This is a genomic window from Neisseria sp. GT4A_CT1, from assembly GCF_000227275.1.
Classification (GTDB): Bacteria; Pseudomonadota; Gammaproteobacteria; order Burkholderiales; family Neisseriaceae; genus Neisseria.
Genome location: NZ_JH164966.1, coordinates 133415 through 151958, shown reverse-complemented (window position 1 = coordinate 151958; position 18544 = coordinate 133415). Strand labels below are relative to the sequence as shown.

Annotated in this window: 16 protein-coding genes and 1 pseudogene; 9 read left to right on the top strand and 8 right to left on the bottom strand. The window is 51.7% G+C overall.

Annotated features, from left to right (window positions below; genetic code table 11):
• Nucleotides 1-42 precede the first annotated feature (42 nt).
• The 7 genes from HMPREF1028_RS05420 (at nucleotide 43) to HMPREF1028_RS05390 (ending at nucleotide 10657) form a co-directional block, all read left to right on the top strand.
• Nucleotides 43-1224, top strand: coding sequence for an acetylornithine/succinyldiaminopimelate transaminase (locus tag HMPREF1028_RS05420; protein WP_009311780.1), 1182 nt, complete (start codon nucleotides 43-45; stop codon nucleotides 1222-1224).
• A 432-nt stretch (nucleotides 1225-1656) separates the two neighbouring features.
• Nucleotides 1657-4320: a pyruvate dehydrogenase (acetyl-transferring), homodimeric type gene (gene aceE / locus HMPREF1028_RS05415; protein WP_009311779.1), complete on the top strand. Its 2664-nt coding sequence runs from the start codon at nucleotides 1657-1659 to the stop codon at nucleotides 4318-4320.
• A gap of 240 nt (nucleotides 4321-4560) precedes the next feature.
• Nucleotides 4561-6180, top strand: coding sequence for a dihydrolipoyllysine-residue acetyltransferase (gene aceF / locus HMPREF1028_RS05410; RefSeq protein WP_009311778.1), 1620 nt, complete (start codon nucleotides 4561-4563; stop codon nucleotides 6178-6180).
• An 87-nt stretch (nucleotides 6181-6267) separates the two neighbouring features.
• Nucleotides 6268-8052 carry a dihydrolipoyl dehydrogenase gene (gene lpdA, locus HMPREF1028_RS05405; RefSeq protein WP_009311777.1) on the top strand — a complete coding sequence of 595 codons (1785 nt, stop codon included), beginning with the start codon at nucleotides 6268-6270 and terminating at the stop codon, nucleotides 8050-8052.
• A 373-nt stretch (nucleotides 8053-8425) separates the two neighbouring features.
• Nucleotides 8426-9133: a tRNA (guanosine(46)-N7)-methyltransferase TrmB gene (trmB, locus tag HMPREF1028_RS05400; RefSeq protein WP_009311776.1), complete on the top strand. Its 708-nt coding sequence runs from the start codon at nucleotides 8426-8428 to the stop codon at nucleotides 9131-9133.
• A gap of 19 nt (nucleotides 9134-9152) precedes the next feature.
• Nucleotides 9153-9779: a riboflavin synthase gene (locus HMPREF1028_RS05395; RefSeq protein ID WP_009311775.1), complete on the top strand. Its 627-nt coding sequence runs from the start codon at nucleotides 9153-9155 to the stop codon at nucleotides 9777-9779.
• A gap of 11 nt (nucleotides 9780-9790) precedes the next feature.
• Nucleotides 9791-10657 carry an ATP-binding protein gene (locus tag HMPREF1028_RS05390; RefSeq protein ID WP_009311774.1) on the top strand — a complete coding sequence of 289 codons (867 nt, stop codon included), beginning with the start codon at nucleotides 9791-9793 and terminating at the stop codon, nucleotides 10655-10657.
• A 177-nt stretch (nucleotides 10658-10834) separates the two neighbouring features.
• On the opposite strand, the gene HMPREF1028_RS05385 is transcribed toward HMPREF1028_RS05390, so the two are convergent.
• Nucleotides 10835-11263 (bottom strand): Spy/CpxP family protein refolding chaperone, encoded by a 429-nt coding sequence (locus HMPREF1028_RS05385; protein WP_003767916.1) that lies wholly within the window; start codon nucleotides 11261-11263, stop codon nucleotides 10835-10837.
• A 255-nt stretch (nucleotides 11264-11518) separates the two neighbouring features.
• Between HMPREF1028_RS05385 and rpe the strand changes: the two genes are divergently transcribed.
• Nucleotides 11519-12202 (top strand): ribulose-phosphate 3-epimerase, encoded by a 684-nt coding sequence (rpe, locus tag HMPREF1028_RS05380; RefSeq protein ID WP_009311773.1) that lies wholly within the window; start codon nucleotides 11519-11521, stop codon nucleotides 12200-12202.
• 268 nt (nucleotides 12203-12470) lie between these two features.
• Here the strand turns inward: rpe and ruvB are convergent, their stop codons facing one another.
• The 7 genes and pseudogenes from ruvB to HMPREF1028_RS14600 all read right to left on the bottom strand — a co-directional run.
• Nucleotides 12471-13502 (bottom strand): Holliday junction branch migration DNA helicase RuvB, encoded by a 1032-nt coding sequence (gene ruvB, locus HMPREF1028_RS05375; RefSeq protein ID WP_003756801.1) that lies wholly within the window; start codon nucleotides 13500-13502, stop codon nucleotides 12471-12473.
• A gap of 71 nt (nucleotides 13503-13573) precedes the next feature.
• Nucleotides 13574-13882: a hypothetical protein gene (locus HMPREF1028_RS05370; RefSeq protein ID WP_003756802.1), complete on the bottom strand. Its 309-nt coding sequence runs from the start codon at nucleotides 13880-13882 to the stop codon at nucleotides 13574-13576.
• A 63-nt stretch (nucleotides 13883-13945) separates the two neighbouring features.
• Nucleotides 13946-14584 carry a hypothetical protein gene (locus tag HMPREF1028_RS05365; protein ID WP_009311772.1) on the bottom strand — a complete coding sequence of 213 codons (639 nt, stop codon included), beginning with the start codon at nucleotides 14582-14584 and terminating at the stop codon, nucleotides 13946-13948.
• Between the two features lie 10 nt (nucleotides 14585-14594).
• On the bottom strand, nucleotides 14595-15830 hold the full coding sequence (locus HMPREF1028_RS05360; RefSeq protein ID WP_036529325.1) for a multifunctional CCA addition/repair protein: 1236 nt from the start codon (nucleotides 15828-15830) through the stop codon (nucleotides 14595-14597).
• 193 nt (nucleotides 15831-16023) lie between these two features.
• On the bottom strand, nucleotides 16024-16983 hold the full coding sequence (locus HMPREF1028_RS05355) for a stomatin-like protein (RefSeq protein ID WP_003767900.1): 960 nt from the start codon (nucleotides 16981-16983) through the stop codon (nucleotides 16024-16026).
• Nucleotides 16984-17085: 102 nt separating this feature from the next.
• Nucleotides 17086-17493, bottom strand: coding sequence for an NfeD family protein (locus HMPREF1028_RS05350; RefSeq protein WP_009311770.1), 408 nt, complete (start codon nucleotides 17491-17493; stop codon nucleotides 17086-17088).
• 84 nt (nucleotides 17494-17577) lie between these two features.
• Nucleotides 17578-17685 (bottom strand): annotated as a pseudogene (locus HMPREF1028_RS14600) (IS5/IS1182 family transposase); the annotation flags it as partial.
• Nucleotides 17686-17778: 93 nt separating this feature from the next.
• Here HMPREF1028_RS14600 and ung point away from each other — a divergent pair.
• Nucleotides 17779-18438: a uracil-DNA glycosylase gene (ung, locus tag HMPREF1028_RS05345; RefSeq protein ID WP_009311769.1), complete on the top strand. Its 660-nt coding sequence runs from the start codon at nucleotides 17779-17781 to the stop codon at nucleotides 18436-18438.
• Nucleotides 18439-18544: the final 106 nt, after the last annotated feature.

The following is an 18544-nucleotide window of genomic DNA, read 5'->3' as shown; positions in this document are numbered from 1 at the left end:
TCATTGACTATACATCAGACTTAAAACCGCAAAGGAAATCGGATGCAAAACTACCTGACCCCCAATTTTTCATTCGCCCCCATGATTCCCGAACGCGCCCTTGGCAGCCGCGTCTGGGATACCGAAGGCCGTGAATACATCGACTTGTCGGGCGGTATAGCAGTCAACGCGTTGGGACACTGCCATCCCGATTTGGTTGCCGCGCTGGCGGAGCAGTCGCAAAAATTGTGGCACATTTCCAATATCTACACCACCAAACCCGCACAGGAATTGGCGCAAAAGCTGGTAGGACATACCTTCGCCGACAAAGTATTCTTTTGCAATTCCGGCGCGGAAGCCAACGAAGCCGCGCTGAAACTGGCGCGAAAATACGGGCGCGATCATTTTGGCGGACACAAAACCGAAATCATCTCCTGCCTGAACAGCTTCCACGGCCGTACGTTGTTTACCGTATCGGTCGGCGGCCAACCCAAATACAGCAAAGACTACGCGCCGCTGCCGCAAGGCATTACCCATGTTCCGTTCAACGATATTGCCGCATTGGAAGCTGCCATCAACGAAAACACTTGCGCCGTAATCATCGAGCCGATTCAAGGCGAAAGCGGCATCCTGCCTGCCACGCAGGAATATCTGCAAGCCGCGCGCCGTTTGTGCGACGAACACGGCGCATTGCTGATTTTGGACGAAGTGCAAACCGGTATGGGGCATACGGGCAAACTGTTTGCCTACGAGCATTACGGCATTACGCCCGACATCATCAGCTCCGCCAAAGCATTGGGCGGCGGCTTTCCCATCGGTGCGATTCTGACCACCGATAAAATCGCGCCGACCTTCGGGCCGGGGACGCACGGCTCGACTTTCGGCGGTAATCCGATGGCGTGTGCCGTCGGCAGCCGCGCGTTCGACATCATCAATGCGTCCGAAACTTTGGCACATGTGGAAAAACAAGGAAAAAAATTTCAGACGACCTTGCGGGAGTTGGGCGAGAAAACCGGCGTATTTAAAGAAGTCCGCGGCATGGGTCTGCTCATCGGCTGCGTGCTGGCAGACCAATACAAAGGCCGCGCTTCGGAAATTACCGCCGCCGCGCTGAAACACGGCCTGATGGTATTGGTTGCCGGAGCCGATGTCGTGCGTTTCGCCCCCAGCCTGCTGCTAAACGATGAAGATATGGCGGAAGGTCTGAAACGCTTGGAGGCTGCATTAACGGAATGGCTCGTCTGAATTTGATTGATTTTATTTAACTGTTAACAAATTTGATGAAGTATTTCTATTCAGCTGATAATGGAAAATACGACCCTTTGTTGGTTTTGGAAAATAATCAATCTAAAAATTTTCTTTTTTGTTTAAAAACGAGCAGAATTTAATCAAATCCATATGCCCATTGTTCAGAATAAAACCGATGTTATAAATTGTAATTTGCCAGTTATTCCAATTACTGATACGATTTGCGGCGGAATAAATTCAAATAAATGACTCATTGCGCCCTTTATTTTCAATTTTATTTTTAATTAATTGATAATATTAGGGTAATTGTGGTTTTGCGTTTGATTTAATTTTAGGATTTTTCGTTTTTGTATATCAATTTTCGCAAACGAAAACATTAGGGGTATAACCCTCTGTCATTGAATAACACTCAACATAAGGATAGATACTATGTCCACCCAATTACACGATGTTGACCCGATTGAAACCCAAGAGTGGTTGGACGCGTTAAGCTCAGTTCTAGAATACGAAGGCAGCGAACGCGCACAATACTTGTTGGAGCATCTGGTTAAATACAGCCGCGACAAAGGCGTCCGTATGCCTCACGGCACAACCACCCCGTATTTGAATACCGTTTCGGTTGAAGACGAAAAAGGCATTCCGGGCGATCAAAACATCGAACACCGCATCCGTGCATTCGTGCGCTGGAACGCCGCCGCCATCGTATTGCGCGCCGGTAAAAAAGATTTGGAGCTGGGTGGTCATATCGCATCTTTCCAATCCGCAGCAACCATGTACGAAGTGGGTTTCAACCACTTCTGGAAGGCTAAAGGCGAAGGCGAAGAAGGTGATTTGGTATTCTTCCAAGGCCACGTTTCTCCAGGCATCTATGCCCGCGCTTTCGTTGAAGGCCGTCTGACTGAAGACCAACTGAACAATTTCCGTCAGGAAGTGGACGGACATGGTCTGCCTTCTTACCCGCATCCGCACTTGCTGCCTGATTTCTGGCAATTCCCGACCGTATCTATGGGTTTGGGTCCGATCATGGCGATTTACCAAGCCCGTTTCCTGAAATACTTGGAATCCCGCGGCCTGGCAAAAACCAAAGGCCGTAAAGTATGGTGTTTCTGCGGCGACGGCGAAATGGACGAACCTGAATCGCAAGGCGCCATCGCATTGGCAGCACGCGAAGGTTTGGACAACCTGATTTTCGTCATCAACTGTAACCTGCAACGTTTGGACGGTCCTGTCCGCGGTAACGGCAAAATCATCCAAGAATTGGAAGGCAACTTTGCCGGCGCAGGCTGGAATGTTGTCAAAGTCATTTGGGGCCGCCGTTGGGACCGCCTCTTGGCAAAAGACAAAGACGGTATCCTGCGCAAACGCATGGAAGAATGTTTGGACGGCGACTACCAAACTTACAAATCCAAAGACGGTGCGTACGTGCGCGAACACTTCTTCAATACCCCTGAATTGAAAGCATTGGTTGCCGATATGACCGATGACGAAATTTGGGCATTGAACCGCGGCGGTCACGACCCTCAAAAAGTGTACAACGCTTATGACCGCGCAGCTAACCATGCAGACGGCAAACCTACCGTAATTTTGGCGAAAACCATTAAAGGTTATGGTATGGGTGCATCCGGTGAAGGTCAAAACGTTGCCCACCAAGCCAAAAAAATGGACAAAGCGTCTCTGAAACAATTCCGCGACCGCTTTGACATTCCGGTTACCGACGAGCAAATCGACAGCGGCGATCTGCCTTACCTGACTTTTGCTCCCGACAGTGAAGAGTACAAATACCTGCACGCACGCCGCGAAGCTTTGGGCGGCTACTTGCCTCAACGCAAGCCTACCCAAGAAGTTCTGGAAGTGCCTGAGTTGTCAGCATTTGAGACTCAACTGAAATCTAGCGGCGACCGTGAATTCTCAACCACCATGGCTTTCGTCCGCATTCTGTCTACTCTGTTGAAAGACAAAAAAATCGGCAAACGTGTCGTACCTATCGTTCCTGACGAAAGCCGTACCTTCGGTATGGAAGGCATGTTCCGCCAATACGGTATTTGGAACCCGAAAGGCCAACAATACACCCCGCAAGACAAAGACCAACTGATGTTCTATAAAGAGTCTGTTGACGGTCAAATCCTGCAAGAAGGTATTAACGAGCCTGGCGCGATGGCTGACTGGATTGCTGCAGCGACCAGCTATGCCAACAGCGACTTCGCGATGATTCCGTTCTACATTTACTACTCTATGTTCGGTTTCCAACGTGTCGGCGACTTGGCATGGGCTGCCGGCGATATGCACGCGCGCGGCTTCCTGTTGGGCGGTACTGCCGGCCGTACGACCTTGAACGGCGAAGGCCTGCAACACGAAGATGGCCACAGCCACATTCAAGCTGATTTGATCCCGAACTGCGTAACATACGATCCGACCTTCCAATATGAAGTGGCCGTTATCGTACATGATGGCCTGCGCCGTATGTACGTCAACCATGAAGACGTGTTCTACTACATCACCCTGATGAACGAGAACTACACTCATCCGGATATGCCCGAAGGCGTGGAACAAGACATCCTGAAAGGTATGTACTTGCTGAAAGCCGGCGGTAAAGGCGACAAGAAAGTTCAATTGATGGGTTCCGGTACCATCCTGCAAGAAGTGATTGCCGGTGCCGAATTGCTGAAAGCCGACTTCGGCGTAGAAGCAGACATTTGGTCTTGCCCATCCTTCAACTTGCTGCACCGCGATGCCATCGAAGTAGAACGTTTCAACCGCCTGCATCCGCTGGAAGCTGAAAAAGTGCCTTTCGTTACCTCACAACTGCAAGGTCATGACGGTCCGGTTATCGCCGCTACCGACTATATCCGCAGCTATGCCGACCGTATCCGCGCGTACATCCCGAACGACTACCATGTCTTGGGTACCGATGGTTTCGGACGTTCCGACAGCCGTGCCAACCTGCGCCGCTTCTTCGAAGTGGACCGCTACAACGTTGCCGTGGCAGCATTGAGCGCATTGGCAGAACAAGGCAAAGTCAGCAAAGAAACCGTTCAACAAGCCATCGAAAAATACGGCATCAATGCCGACGTGGCACCAAGCTGGAAACGCTAATCCTGTTTTCAGACGACCTCAAAGTCAATTTGCTTACGGGGTTGTCTGAATCAAGAATAGGTTGACGGTTTGTATAACGGATAAACCTTGAATTACCGGGCTGCGGGAACAAGTCGTGCAAAAGGTTCGAAGCGCAGAAAAGCTGCCTTGGAAATGGTTATCCGTGCCGGAAAACATAAGTGATGTCGTTTGAAACTATTTTTCAGACGACCTCAAACCGAAATCATCAAAGGAACTCAAATGAGTATCGTAGAAATCAAAGTACCCGATATTGGCGGTCATGAAAACGTCGATATCATCGCAGTAGAAGTCAAAGCGGGCGACACCATCGCCGTTGACGACACCCTGATTACACTGGAAACCGACAAAGCCACTATGGACGTACCTGCCGATGCAGCAGGCGTTGTGAAAGAAGTGAAAGTCAAAGTCGGCGACAAAATCTCCGAAGGCGGCGTAATTCTGACCGTTGAAACCGGTGCTGCCGCTGCTGAAGCCGCTCCGGCTCCTGCCGCTGAAGCACAACCTGCGCCTGCCGCTGCACCCGCTGCCGCTCCCGCAGGCGGCGCAACCGTTCAAGTAGCCGTTCCTGATATTGGCGGTCATACTGATGTAGATGTAATCGCCGTTGAAGTTAAAGTTGGCGACACCGTTGCCGAAGACGACACGCTGATTACTCTGGAAACCGACAAAGCGACTATGGACGTACCTTGTACTGCCGCCGGTGTCGTTAAAGCCGTATTCCTGAAAGTCGGCGACAAAGTATCCGAAGGTACTGCCATTATCGAAGTGGAAACCGCCGGTTCTGCCGCCGCTCCCACTCCCGCGCCTGCTCAAGCCGCAGCCCCGGCAGCTGCACCTGCTCCTGCTGCCGCGCCTGCCGCCGCTCCGGCTCCTGTTGCCGCTCCTGCACCTGCCGCAGCCAAAATCGACGAAGCTGCTTTTGCCAAAGCACACGCGGGTCCTTCCGCTCGTAAACTGGCGCGCGAATTGGGCGTGGATTTGGGTCAAGTCAAAGGTACCGGCTTGAAAGGCCGTATCATGGGCGACGACATTAAAGCCTTTGTGAAATCTGTAATGCAAGGCGGTGCGGCGAAACCTGCTGCTGCCGGCGCATCTTTGGGCGGCGGTCTAGACTTGCTGCCGTGGCCTAAAGTGGACTTCTCCAAATTCGGCAATGTCGAAGTTAAAGAATTGTCCCGTATTAAGAAAATTTCCGGTCAAAACCTGTCTCGCAACTGGGTAGTTATCCCGCACGTTACCGTTCACGAAGAAGCGGACATGACCGAGTTGGAAGAATTCCGCAAACAGCTGAACAAAGAATGGGAACGCGAAGGCGTGAAACTGTCTCCATTGGCATTCATCATCAAAGCCTCCGTTTCCGCGCTGAAAGCCTTCCCAGAGTTCAACGCTTCTTTGGACGGCGACAATCTGGTTCTGAAAAACTACTTCAACATCGGTTTCGCAGCCGATACGCCGAACGGCTTGGTTGTTCCCGTAATCAAAGACGTGGATCAAAAAGGTCTGAAAGAAATCAGCCAAGAGCTGACCGAATTGTCTAAGAAAGCCCGCGAAGGCAAGCTCAAACCGCAAGAAATGCAAGGCGCCTGCTTTACCATTTCCAGCTTGGGCGGCATCGGCGGTACAGGCTTCACTCCGATTGTGAACGCACCTGAAGTCGCTATTCTGGGTGTGTGCAAATCCCAAATCAAACCGGTTTGGGACGGCAAAGAGTTCGCTCCTCGCCTGATGTGTCCGTTGAGCCTGTCCTTCGACCACCGCGTCATCGACGGTGCCGCCGGTATGCGCTTCACCGTATTCTTGGCGAACCTGTTGAAAGACTTCCGCCGCATTACCCTGTAATCCGAGCATATTTCAGACGACCTTCGGCACACAACCCGACAGGTCGTCTGAAAACAGAAGTCCGAATATCATTCAGAAAGATTAGACATGAGCTTAGTTGAATTGAAAGTGCCCGACATTGGCGGACACGAAAATGTAGATATTATTGCGGTTGAAGTGAACGTAGGCGACACTATCGCCGTTGATGATACCCTGATTACCTTGGAAACCGACAAAGCGACGATGGACGTGCCTGCCGAAGTTGCGGGCGTGGTCAAAGAAGTCAAAGTCAAAGTCGGCGATAAAATCTCCGAAGGCGGCTTGATTGTAGTCGTTGAAGCCGAAGGCGCGGCTGCCGCTCCTAAAGCCGAAGCACCTGCTGCTCCTGCGCAAGAAGCCCCTAAAGCTGCCGCTCCTGCACCGCAAGCGGCGCAATTCGGCGGTTCTGCCGATGCAGAGTACGACGTAGTCGTATTGGGTGGCGGCCCCGGCGGTTACTCCGCTGCATTTGCCGCTGCTGACGAAGGTTTGAAAGTTGCCATCGTTGAACGTTACAAAACTTTGGGTGGCGTTTGCTTGAACGTCGGCTGTATCCCTTCCAAAGCCTTGTTGCACAACGCTGCCGTTATTGATGAAGTGCGCCACTTGGCTGCCAACGGCATCAAATACCCCGAGCCTGAACTCGACATCGACATGTTGCGCGGCTACAAAGAAGGCGTGGTTTCCCGCCTGACTACTGGTTTGGCAGGTATGGCAAAAGGCCGTAAAGTGGACGTTATCCAAGGCGAAGGTCAATTCTTGGATCCGCACCACTTGGAAGTGTCGCTGACTACCGGCGACGTGTACGAGCAGGCTACGCCTACCGGCGAGAAAAAAATCGTTGCGTTCAAAAACTGTATCATCGCAGCGGGCAGCCGCGTAACCAAGTTGCCGTTTATCCCTGAAGATCCGCGCATCATCGATTCCAGCGGCGCTCTGGCTCTGAAAGAAGTACCGGGCAAGCTGCTGATTATCGGCGGCGGTATTATCGGTCTCGAAATGGGTACGGTTTACAGCACGCTGGGTTCACGCCTCGACGTCGTTGAAATGATGGACGGCCTGATGCAAGGTGCAGACCGCGATTTGGTGAAAGTATGGCAGAAACAAAACGAATACCGTTTTGACAACATCATGATCAATACCAAAACCGTCGCAGTCGAGCTGAAAGAAGACGGCGTTTACGTTACCTTCGAAGGTGCAAACGCGCCGAAAGAGCCGCAACGCTACGATGCCGTATTGGTTGCCGCCGGCCGTGCGCCTAACGGCAAACTCATCAGCGCCGAAAAAGCAGGCGTTGCCGTAACCGACCGCGGCTTCATCGAAGTCGACAAACAAATGCGTACCAACGTGCCGCACATCTACGCCATCGGCGACATCGTCGGTCAGCCTATGTTGGCGCACAAAGCCGTTCACGAAGGCCACGTTGCCGCTGAAAACTGCGCCGGACACAAAGCTTACTTCGACGCACGCGTGATTCCGGGCGTGGCTTACACCGCTCCCGAAGTGGCATGGGTTGGCGAAACCGAATTGTCTGCCAAAGCATCCGGCCGCAAAATCACCAAAGCCAACTTCCCATGGGCGGCTTCCGGCCGTGCGATTGCCAACGGTTGCGATAACGGCTTCACCAAGCTGATTTTTGATGCCGAGACCGGCCGTATTATCGGCGGCGGTATCGTTGGTCCGAACGGCGGCGATATGATTGGCGAAATCTGTCTGGCCATCGAAATGGGCTGCGACGCTGAAGACATCGGCAAAACCATCCACCCGCACCCGACCTTGGGCGAATCCATCGGTATGGCTGCCGAAGTGGCGCTGGGTACTTGTACCGACCTGCCGGCTCAAAAGAAAAAATAAGTGTATTCAGTCAGTTGAATTAAACTGCTGATATTGCATTTATCAGTCAAAGGTCGTCTGAATCTTTCAGACGACCTTTTCGTCAAACAGAATATTGTCAGTGATAGTGATTTCATTAACGATATAGTGGATTATAGTGGATGAACAAGAATGCGTGCCTAAGCTCCAAGTGAGCCATTTAGTCATGCTTTAAAACAGCAAGCAAACAAATTCGGCAGGATTGATACTGTCAGCGGCTTGTTTCATGCTTATCTATCAACAATAAAAACAAACCGTTTAACGGTTGACCCCATACATTCAGAGGTCGCCTGAAACCATATCGCAGATTTTCAGACGACCTTTCCCCAGTTTTATCAGATACAAGAAATGATTTATGAACGAAATAACTCCAGATTCCACCGTTCCTGAAGCGCACAAACGCTCCATCCGCAGCTTTGTGTTGCGTCAAGGGCATATGACTGCGGCGCAGCAGCGTGCCATTGATACGATGTGGCCGCAATTCGGCATCGATTACCAAGATTCCGTGTTGGATTTGAATCAGCGTTTCGGCAGCGACCGTCCCAAGGTGTTGGAAATCGGTTTCGGCATGGGTGTGGCGACTGTTGAAATTGCCAAGCGCCTGCCTGATACCGACTTTTTGGCGATTGATGTGCACGGTCCTGGCGTCGGCAACATTTTGAAATTGATTGAAGAAGAACGCATCGGCAATATCCGCGTGATGCGGCACGATGCGGTCGAAGTGGTCGAAAATATGCTTTCAAACGACGTACTCGACGGCATCCACATTTTCTTTCCCGACCCTTGGCACAAAAAACGCCATAACAAACGCCGCTTGGTGCAAACGCCGTTTGTGCAGAAACTGCTGCCCAAGCTGAAAGTCGGTGGTTATATCCATCTGGCGACCGACTGGGAAGAATACGCGCAGCAGATGCTGGAAGTGTTGAGCGGTTTTGACAATTTGCAAAATACCGCCGCTGATTACGCGCCTACGCCCGACTACCGTCCCGAAACGAAATTTGAAGCCCGCGGCAAACGTTTGGGGCACGGCGTTTGGGATTTGGTTTTCAAACGCATCAAATAAACCGATTGGAGAATCTCCCATGTTTACAGGTATCGTCCAAGGTGTCGGCGAAATCATTGCTATCCGCGAACCGTCCGCCGATTTCCGTACCCATGTCGTCAAGCTGCCCGATGGGATGACCGAGCATCTGCAAATCGGCGCATCCGTCGCCAACAACGGCTGCTGCCTGACCATTACCCAAATTGACGGCGATACGGTCAGCTTTGATTTGATGAAAGAAACCTTGGAAAAGACCAATTTGGGTCGTCTGAAAACGGGAGATGCCGTCAATCTCGAACGTGCCGCCCGTTTCGGTGATGAAATCGGCGGACACGTCATGAGCGGGCATATCATGACGACTACGCGGATTACGCGGATAGAGCGCAGCGAGTTTAACCGCACGGTATGGTTTGCACTGCCACCCGAGCTCAAACCTTATATTTTGAGCAAAGGCTTTGTCGGCTTGGACGGTTGCAGCCTGACCATAGGCGACGTTACCGATATGGAATTCAATGTCCACCTGATTCCGGAAACTTTGACGCGCACTTTGTTCGGCAGCCGGAAAGAGGGCGACGTCATCAATATCGAAATCGATCCACAAACCCAAGCCGTTGTCGATACCGTGATGCGCGTGATGGCGCAGCAAAATCCTGTTATATCAGGATAATAGGAGCACATATGAAACTCGCCGCCTTTTTACAAAAAGCCTATTCCGTTTTGGACCGTCTTGATTTGGTGTTGCCCGAAAAACCCGGTAAAACCGACTGGAACGCTTTGGCTTACCGTTGGCACAGCGTCGGTAAAAAAGGGATTTTGGAGAGTCTGCCAAACCCGCATACATTCCCGCTTGACCGTCTGGCTGCCGTCGGGACGCAAACCGAAAAACTGAAACGCAATACCGAGCAGTTTTTGGCAGGCCGCTCCGCGAATAATGTTTTGATGAGCGGTTCGCGTGGAACGGGCAAATCCTCGCTGGTCAAAGCCCTGTTGCACGAATATGCCGAACAAGGGCTGCGTCTGATTGAAGTTGATAAGAGCGATTTGGTCAGCCTGCCCGCGCTGCTTTTTTTGCTGAAAGACCGTCCCGAAAAATTCATCGTATTCTGCGATGACCTGTCGTTTGAAACCGGTGATGAAACCTACAAAGCACTAAAAACCGCATTGGACGGCGGTTTGTCGCAAAGATGCAGCAACGTGTTGGTGTACGCGACGTCCAACCGGCGCCACCTGATGCCCGAATATATGGACGAAAATATTGGAACAACGGGCATACGCGGCGAAATTCATCAAAAAGAAGCTGTTGAGGAAAAAATTTCCCTGTCCGACCGTTTCGGTTTGTGGTTAAGTTTTTATCCGTTCGATCAAAACGACTACCTCCAAGCGGTTGAAAATTGGCTGGGCGACCTCGGCGTGGATTTTGATGAAACGGCACGCAAGGCGGCATTGCAATGGGCACAAATGCGCGGCAACCGCTCTGGGCGTTCGGCTTGGCAGTTTGCGTGTGATTGGGCAGGGCATTTGCCGGAACAACGGGTTTTGGATTGAGTTTTTGGGAAATAGGTCTGCCGTACTGAAATCTGCGGGAGGATAAGGGTAGGGAAAGCCTTTTCCGGTTCAATTGCTTCCGGCCGCATCACTTTGAATCGCCATATCGTTTAAAAGGTCGTCTGAAACAGGATTTCAGACGACCTTTTTGTACGGACCAATCAGGAAAGCGAGATGTCAGCGAAGGCAGGAAGAGAGCCAAATCTGGCGTTGGCGCGGATTGAGCAGGTGGTAGAAGCGGTGTTGGATTTCCAATTCTTCCACGGCGAAATCCATGCTCGACAAGTAGCGGGTTTCGACATAATCGCGGGCGTTGTTTTGATCGAAATTATCTGCCGCAAGGATTTTCATAATGACTTGGCGGCGGTTACGGTCTGTGCGGACGAGTTTACGGTATGCTTTGTCCGATGCCTGTTTGTAATCATTACGGATACGGCGCAAAGCATTGTGTTGGTCTTGCGTCAGATTAAGGGAGCGGATGTCGCAATTGGCTTGAAAATCGTCCAGCTTGATATATTGGGGGCCGGCGTGCGCTTGACCGACAGCCGTCAGCAGCGCAACCGATAATGCACAGAGGGGTAAATAAGATTTGAATCCGACAGACACAGCGTTTTCCTAGTTTCCGTAACCGCGCAAATATACCCGATTAGCGTGTGAAAGGCAGTATCCCTCCAGTTAACTTTTGTTAACTTCATATCTTTATTTTATTTCTGACAAAACATATCCTTAACCTATAATTATTTATGCATATGCTTACTTTTGTTAAATATTAACAATGCATAGTTAGTGTTGCATGAGGCGTTGGTGGTAGAATATGAAAAATTATCCGTTTATCAAACCATACCATCCGACTGGATTTCTATGAACCACAATTTCCGTATTGCGCCCAGCATCTTATCCGCCGATTTTGCCCGTTTGGGTGAGGAAGTAACGAAAGTTATCGAAGCGGGAGCCGATTTGATTCATTTCGACGTGATGGACAATCATTATGTGCCGAACCTGACTTTTGGCCCTATGGTCTGCGCAGCGTTGAAGCCTTATGCCACCGTGCCGATTGATGTGCATCTGATGGTCGAACCTGTTGATGATCTGATTCAGGCATTTGCCAAAGCAGGGGCGTCGATTATCACGTTTCATCCCGAAGCCAGCCGCCATATCGACCGCAGCCTCAGCCTGATTAAAGATGCGGGCTGTCAGGCAGGATTGGTGTTGAATCCGGCCACTCCCGCCTACGTTTTGGAAAACGTATTGGACAGGTTGGACATGGTATTGTTGATGTCGGTCAACCCCGGTTTCGGCGGACAAAGCTTCATTCCGCATACCCTTGAAAAAATCCGTCAAGTGCGGGCGATGTTGGATCGGTACGAAGCACAAAACGGGCGGCACATCGCCATCGAAGTGGACGGCGGCATCAAAACCGACAATATCGCCGCCGTCGCGGCAGCAGGTGCCGATACTTTTGTGGCAGGTTCCGCCATCTTTGGCAAGCCGGACTATAAGGCGGTGATTGATGCCATGAGGAAAGAATTGGCTTCTGTGGCCTAATGTGCTGAACTGCTTGGCAAATCGTTTCCCAATTTTTATAGTGGATTAAATTTAAACCAGTACGGCGTTGCCTCGCCTTGCCGTACTAGCTGTACTGTCTGCGGCTTCATCGCCTTGTCCTGATTTAAATTTAATCCACTATATATCATTCCAGGCTTGATTGCCTTGCTCTGCCTTGAAGCCTATCCGCCCCAACTACGCTGATAACAAAAGGTCGTCTGAAAACCAAAAATCCGGTTTCAGACGACCTTTCTTCATTTCAATACGATTATTTTTCCATTTTCAAGCCGAAGTGCAGGTAGGTGCGTTCGGTGGCCATTCTGCCGCGGGGGGTACGTTGCAGGAAGCCTTGTTGGATGAGGTAGGGTTCGATAACGTCCTCGATGGTGTCCGTGGATTCGCCGATGGCGGCGGCAACATTATCAAGGCCGACGGGACCGCCGCTGAATTTGTGCAGGATGGCTTCGAGGAATTTTCTGTCCATGACGTCCAAACCTTGCGCGTCCACATCCAGCATACTTAAAGCGGCATCGGCAATGGCGGCATCAATTACGCCGTTGTTTTTCACATCGGCAAAATCGCGGACGCGGCGCAGCAGGCGGTTGGCGATGCGGGGCGTGCCGCGGCTGCGTTTGGCGACTTCCATCGCGCCTTCTTCGCCCATGTCGAGTTGCAGTAATTGCGCGGAACGGCTGACGATGGTGGCAAGGTCTTGATTTTGATAAAACTCCAAGCGGGCAACGATGCCGAAGCGGTCGCGCAGTGGGTTGGTCAGCATACCTGCGCGGGTGGTTGCGCCGACGAGGGTGAAGGGCGGCAGGTCGATTTTGACGGAACGGGCGGCAGGGCCTTCGCCTATCATGATGTCGAGTTGGTAGTCTTCGAGCGCGGGGTAGAGGATTTCTTCGACGACGGGGCTGAGGCGGTGGATTTCGTCGATGAACAATACGTCGTGCGGCTCGAGATTGGTCAGAAGGGCGGCAAGGTCGCCGGCGCGTTCGAGGACGGGGCCGCTGGTTTGGCGCAGGTTGACGCCCAGCTCTTTGGCGATGATGTGCGCCAATGTGGTTTTGCCCAGTCCGGGCGGGCCGAAGAGCAGGGTGTGGTCTAGGGCTTCGCCGCGTTTTTTGGCGGCTTGGATGAAGATGGCGAGCTGTTCTTTGGCTTTGTCTTGCCCGATATAGTCGTCCAGCGTTTTAGGGCGCAGGGCGCGCTCAAGCAACTCTTCCTGCGAGGAGATGCTTTGGGCGGTGATGATGCGCTGGGGTTGGGCGGCGGTCAGGTTGTCGGTTTGCAGCATGGGTTTTCCGATGGGTTCGGGGTCGTCTGAAAAGCGGTTTGCCGTTTTCAGACGACCTTTTTGAAAGGGGTTTAGCCGCGTGTTTCGCGCCAAACGAGGTAATCGCGCAGGGGCGGCATGGGCGGGTTGATGCAGTGGGGGCAGATGCCTGTGGTGTCTTCGTCGTCGCTGTCGATGTGGTAGGCGTTGGGGTCGAAGCGCACCTGCTGCATCACCGCCTGCGCCAATGCCTGCGCCTGAACGACGTCGAAGGTGAATTTTTCGAGGATTTCGTTCAGCAGGCGGATTTCGCCTTCGCTGAATTCTACGCTGTGTTTGAGGATGAGGCGTTGGTAATCTTCGTTGTTGATTTTGGGCAATAAATCGGTCTGAATGGTCATGATTTTTATGGGTGTAACGAAATAGCTGAGAGGCAGATTATAGCGGATATGGCGGCGGCTGTTTCAAAGGTCGTCTGAAAGTTGACGGGCTTTAGCGGATGCTGGGATAAACCTGTTCAATTCAGTATTGATTATCTGAGCATCACGGCTGTCAAAAAAATCGCCGATAAGTATGGTTTTTTCCTGATAATCGAAAGACCATGCGCCTTGTTTGCATTTTTGGATATGTAAGATATTGGGGATATCGTTTTTTGGTTGTTTTATACCATTTTGGTAGTAGTTTTTGTTTGGGTACTCAGCTTCCCTTCCTCTTGCAACAGGAGCTTTGGGAATATTGTCACGAAACTGCCATTCGGAAATTTCTGATAGCGGAAAACTACGCCAACGTCCAATGGAGAACAAGGTGTATCCATGAGACAGGGTATGGTTACGGATCTTGATGTTTTCACGTACGAAAAGTTGCCAGAGAAGGCTGTAAACCAGTGAGCCGACTAGGTAGAAAGTAAAAAGTATATGGATAAGAATTATTATTGGATCAGTGAAATAATGCTCTTCAAGGTAAAACGGCGCGATGCATGTAATAGCAAAGGAAAATATAAGAAATAGAGCGGTAAAACCGATTTCCTGAGAGTCATGTATAACACGCGCAGACACAGTAATGCCGTCGGGCGCGCGTTCGATTTTATAACGTGAGGATGTCATTAAGAGCTTCCTATTTTTCTGTCTGATACGCTTTTTGCAAAGGAGCAATTTTTGCCAGCCGCGCCCGGTCGATTTCTTCGGCGATTAGGTGCGCTTTTTCCTGCGCGCGACATTCGGCGGCGATTTTGCCTGAATCCACTTGGTTGGCGGCTTCGAGTAGGGCGAGCCAGTGCGCGCGTTGCGGGTAGGGGGCATTTTCGCGGTTCAGACGACCTTGTTTGTCTGCAATGCAGACGTTTAAGGCGGCGGCGAAGCGTTCGGGTCGTCTGAAAGCGTCGGTTTTTTTTAGGACGGTTAAGATGGTTTTGTTTTTGAACTGCTCGACTTGGTGGAACATGATGTGCCAACGGCAGACAAGTTCGGCAAGCTCGGCGCAGTGTCTCGGTGCACGCAGCCGCTGATTGACTTCGCGTACGGGTTCGACGCCGGCGAGGTCGTGCCCGTGGTGTTTGGGCAGGATGTCGGGCGGGGTTTTGGCTTTGCCCAAGTCGTGAAGCAGGGCGGCGTAGCGTTCGGGCAGGCTCAGTCCCATATCGGCAGCGCGTTGCAGCGTCATCAGGGTATGGATGCCGCTGTCGATTTCGGGATGATAGTCGGCGCGTTGCGGCACGCCGAAGAGGGCATCGACTTCGGGCAGCAAGACTTTGAGTGCGCCGCATTCGCGCAACACTTCAATCATCCTGCGCGAATTTTTTTCCATCAAACCTTTCGCCAACTCCTGCCAGACGCGTTCGGCAACCAAAGCGTCCGCTTCGCCGTTTTCTACCATCTGCCGCATCAGTTTCATGGTTTCTTCAGCGATTTCAAATCCGTAGCGCGCGGCAAAGCGGGCGGTGCGCAGGATGCGGACGGGGTCTTCGGCAAAAGCGGGCGAGACGTGGCGCAAAATGCCCGCCGCCAAATCCTGTTGCCCGCCGAAGGGGTCGATGATGAGGTCGTCTGAATCCTGCGCCATCGCGTTGATGGTCAGGTCACGGCGCATCAAATCCTGTTCCAGCGTAACGTCTTTGTCGGCGTGGAAACTGAAACCGGCATAGCCCTTGGCGGTTTTGCGTTCGGTGCGGGCGAGGGCGTATTCTTCGTGGGTTTCGGGGTGGAGGAACACGGGAAAATCTTTGCCGACCGGCTGGAAGCCTTGCGCCAGCATGGTTTGTGCGTCAGCGCCGACGACCACCCAGTCGTGGTCTTTGACGGGCAAACCTAAAAGATAATCGCGGACGGCGCCGCCGACGAGGTAGGTTTTGATGGTGTGTGTTTTCTGAGTCATTGAATTGGTCTTTGGTAACAATCAGAATGTCTTGAAGCTTGATCAGGTGGGCATCCTGTCTGCCATCATGTGAATAAAGGTCGTCTGAAAAACGGTTTGGCGAAATCCGCTGTTTATGGTAGCGAAACGCGTTGCACTCGTTTTCAGACGACCTTGTGGCAAAACGTAAGGTTTATTTTGCCGCTTTGTTGCTGTCGATAATCTTCAGTCCGGCTGAAACCAGGCTGCCGATGTCGGCGACGTTGGCAGGCATAATCAGCGTGTTGCTTTCTTTTGCCAAATTGCTGAAGGCGGCGACATATTGCTCGGCAACTTTCAGGTTGACGGCTTCTGAGCCGCCCTCTGAGCGGACTGCCTCGGCGATTTTGCGGATGGCGTCGGCGTTGGCTTCGGCAACCAGACGCAGGGCTTCGGCTTCACCTTGTGCGCGGTTGATGCGGGCGATTTTTTCACCGTTTGACGCGTTGATGGCGGCTTGCGCTTCACCTTCAGACTGTTGGATTTCCGCTTCGCGCTGACCGCTGGCAAGGTTGATTTGCTCGATTTTGCGGCCTTCGGATTCGGCGATACGGGCGCGTTTTTCACGTTCGGCGGTAATTTGCGCCTGCATAGAACGCAGAATTTCTTGCGGCGGAACCAAGTCTTTGATTTCGTAACGCAATACTTTCACACCCCATGCGCCTGCCGCTTCATCGAGCGCGGAAACGACGATGCTGTTGATTTCGTCGCGCTCTTCAAACGTTTTGTCCAACTCCATGCGGCCGATAACCGAACGCAGCGTGGTTTGGGCAAGTTGGGTAATCGCCATGATGTAGTTGCTGGAGCCGTAGGAAGCGAGTTTCGGATCGGTTACTTGGAAGTAGATGATGCCGTCAACGGTAAGCTGGGTGTTGTCGCGGGTGATGCAGACTTGGCTGGGAACGTCCAAAGGCACTTCTTTGAGCGAGTGGCGGTAGGCGACGCGGTCAACGAAAGGAATCAGAATGTTCAGACCGGCGGTCAGCGCGTTGTGAAATCTGCCGAGGCGTTCAACGACGTAAACTTCCTGCTGCGGCACGACGATAAAGGCTTTGAAGCCGAAAATTACAACGACAAGCAACAGGATGACGGGGAAGCTGTATAAAAATTCCATTGTTTTTTCCTTATGCGGTGAGAGCAAAGATTAATATTAATAGATGAATATTTTCAGGAAGGGTAATCAATTCGCCCATGATGCTCCTTTCGATTTTATCAATCAATTTAAACGAATGAGTAAAACATTACCGTTTTTACCGGTAATCACGGCGGTAGAGGTCGTCTGAACGGCATCGGCATTTTCAGCCTGCGCCTGCCAGTACGTTCCCCGATACGAAACTTCATAACAATCGCCGTGAAGGCGGCGGAGGATTTGAACGGTCTGTCCGATGTCCAAATCATCGTTCAATTCTTGGCGGGGTGCAGTTTTTTTGAATTTACTGTGTACCACCCAGATGCCGACGGCGGACAAAACGGCTGCCGCAGCGACGGCAATCGAAGTATTACCGGTCAGCCCATACACCAATCCCGCGCCGAACAAAGCCGTGCTGACAACCAAGAGATATACAGTACCGACAAACAGCTCGACAATCAGGACGGCGGCGGCAACGATAAACCAAGTAGTCATATAGATTCCTTAAGATTCGGGTGGGACAGACTCAATCATAACGGCACAAAGGCTGACTGACAATTCAATCATGACAATATTTTATAGTGGATTAACTTTAAACCAGTACGGCGTTGCCTCGCCTTGTCGTACTATCTGTACTGTCTGCGGCTTCGTCGCCTTGTCCTGATTTAAATTTAATCCACTATATTTTATGCGTCCGGAAGAAATAGAAGGTCGGCAGAAAAGGCGTCATCTCCATTTTGCTGCGTTATAATCATTTTTCACGATCATGAAGGCATCAATATGCAAACTTGGCACGAAGCAATCGGCTCGGAAAAGTCCGAACCCTATTTCCAACACATCATTGAAACCGTCAAAAAAGAGCGCGGCATGGGGCGGATTATCTATCCGCCTGCCGAAGACGTGTTCAACGCCTTTAAAGCAACCGAATTCGGTAACGTCAAAGTCGTGATTTTGGGGCAAGACCCGTATCACGGCGCAGGGCAGGCGCACGGGCTGGCGTTTTCCGTCCGCGAAGGCATCGCCGTCCCGCCCTCATTGGTCAATATTTACAAAGAGCTGGCGGACGACATCGAAGGTTTCCAAATCCCGCAACACGGCTATCTGCAACATTGGGCGGAGCAAGGCGTTTTGCTGCTGAATACCGTCCTGACCGTCCGTGCGGGGCAGGCGCATTCCCATGCCACTTTGGGCTGGGAACGCTTTACAGATGAAGTCGTCAATCAAATCAACCAAAACCGCGAACACGTCGTCTTCATGCTTTGGGGCAGCCACGCGCAGAAAAAAGGCGCATTTATTGACCGCAGCCGCCATCTCGTCCTTAGCGCGCCACACCCCTCGCCGTTGTCCGCCTATCGCGGCTTCTTCGGCTGCAAACACTTTTCCCGCGCCAATGCCTATTTGCAGGAAAACGGGATAACGCCGATAGACTGGCAGGTATAAAAACAGGTCGTCTGAAAACAGCAGCCATAGCAAACCGGACAATCCACCCGCCGTCTGAACAAGCCTTCCTTTTTCAGACGACCCCTTTCCCAACCCCACAGGAGAA

Coding starts and splice junctions, on each gene's coding strand:
- rpe (WP_009311773.1), top strand. CDS start 11,519: ATGAACCACAATTTCCGTATTGCGCCCAGCATCTTATCCGCCGATTTT.
- lpdA (WP_009311777.1), top strand. CDS start 6,268: ATGAGCTTAGTTGAATTGAAAGTGCCCGACATTGGCGGACACGAAAAT.
- trmB (WP_009311776.1), top strand. CDS start 8,426: ATGAACGAAATAACTCCAGATTCCACCGTTCCTGAAGCGCACAAACGC.
- ruvB (WP_003756801.1), bottom strand. CDS start 13,502: ATGCTGCAAACCGACAACCTGACCGCCGCCCAACCCCAGCGCATCATC.
- HMPREF1028_RS05370 (WP_003756802.1), bottom strand. CDS start 13,882: ATGACCATTCAGACCGATTTATTGCCCAAAATCAACAACGAAGATTAC.
- HMPREF1028_RS05350 (WP_009311770.1), bottom strand. CDS start 17,493: ATGACTACTTGGTTTATCGTTGCCGCCGCCGTCCTGATTGTCGAGCTG.
- HMPREF1028_RS05395 (WP_009311775.1), top strand. CDS start 9,153: ATGTTTACAGGTATCGTCCAAGGTGTCGGCGAAATCATTGCTATCCGC.
- HMPREF1028_RS05390 (WP_009311774.1), top strand. CDS start 9,791: ATGAAACTCGCCGCCTTTTTACAAAAAGCCTATTCCGTTTTGGACCGT.
- HMPREF1028_RS05420 (WP_009311780.1), top strand. CDS start 43: ATGCAAAACTACCTGACCCCCAATTTTTCATTCGCCCCCATGATTCCC.
- ung (WP_009311769.1), top strand. CDS start 17,779: ATGCAAACTTGGCACGAAGCAATCGGCTCGGAAAAGTCCGAACCCTAT.
- aceE (WP_009311779.1), top strand. CDS start 1,657: ATGTCCACCCAATTACACGATGTTGACCCGATTGAAACCCAAGAGTGG.
- aceF (WP_009311778.1), top strand. CDS start 4,561: ATGAGTATCGTAGAAATCAAAGTACCCGATATTGGCGGTCATGAAAAC.
- HMPREF1028_RS05365 (WP_009311772.1), bottom strand. CDS start 14,584: ATGACATCCTCACGTTATAAAATCGAACGCGCGCCCGACGGCATTACT.
- HMPREF1028_RS05355 (WP_003767900.1), bottom strand. CDS start 16,983: ATGGAATTTTTATACAGCTTCCCCGTCATCCTGTTGCTTGTCGTTGTA.